The 1,043-nt window shown below is 58.2% G+C and carries 1 protein-coding gene and 1 pseudogene; both read right to left on the reverse strand.

Annotated features, from left to right (window positions below):
• A partial coding sequence (gene istB, locus ICT70_RS14785) for an IS21-like element helper ATPase IstB (protein WP_191157997.1) occupies nt 1–611 on the reverse strand: 611 nt, incomplete at its 3' end.
• A 10-nt stretch (nt 612–621) separates the two neighbouring features.
• Nucleotides 622–1,043, reverse strand: a pseudogene (locus tag ICT70_RS14790) (IS21 family transposase); the annotation flags it as partial.

Raw genomic sequence — 1,043 nt, forward strand, 5'->3', positions numbered from 1 at the left:
GTGACCGGCAATTGGCTGGTGACGATGGTCGATCGCTTGCCATATCGATCCTCCAGCAGTTCGAGCAGATCCCGGCGGTGTAGATCGGTCATTGGCGCAAGACCCCAGTCGTCCAGGATGATCAGATCGGTTTTAGCGTAGCTGAGCATCAGCTTGCCATACCGCCCGTCGGCTTTTGCCATGCGCAATTCCTCGAACATTCTTGGCAGGCGCAGATACAGGACTGAATAGCCTTCCAGGCAGGCCTTATGGCCCAGGGCGCAGGCGAGGTAGCTTTTGCCGACGCCGGTCGGACCACAGATCAGCACATTGATACTACGAGCAATCCAGGTGCCGGCGGCCAGAGTTAAGATCAGCGTCTTATCCAGGCCCCGGGTGGCTTTGACGTCAAGATCTTCCAGACAGCAGGAGTGTCTGAGTTTGGCCTTATTCAGCCGGGTCTGAAGGCGGCGGTTTTCCCGTTCCGTCACTTCCCGGTCGACCAGCAGGCCGAGCCGCTCCTCAAAGCTGAGGCTGTCGATGTCCGGCATCTGCTGTTGTTCGTTCAGGGCCTTGAGCATGCCATTCAGGCGCAGGGTGTGCAGTTTTTCCAGGGTGGGGTGAGTCAGCATCATGATCTCCTTAGTGGTAGTAGTGGCCGCCACGGATATTGTCGTGGGCGATGGGTTGCGTGGTTGGCAAAGCGTGTTGTCGGGGCTGCTGATCCAGCTTGGTTTTCAGGATCGACTTGACGCTTTTATAGTTGGCGGCTTCACCTTCCAGCGCCAGTTCGCAAGCCGCTTCCAGTCGCTGTGGCGTATAGGTTTTCGCCAGGCTGATTAAGCCCATGGCACTGCGGAAGGCCTGTTGGGCATGTTGCCGTGAGGCCAGGATGATTTCGGTCACAGCGGCCGTTTGAGGACCCATTTTAGCGGCCCAACGGATCAGTCGCTGCGGGGTCCAGTCAGCATACTCCTGATGGCCTTTGGGCATGTGGTCGCTGACCGTGGTGTGACGACCCTTCTGGTAAGAGCGGACATGGGAGGCAACCCGTTTGCGCTGCA

It is taken from the genome of Pelovirga terrestris (assembly GCF_014773365.1).
GTDB lineage: Bacteria > Desulfobacterota > Desulfuromonadia > Desulfuromonadales > Geopsychrobacteraceae > Pelovirga > Pelovirga terrestris.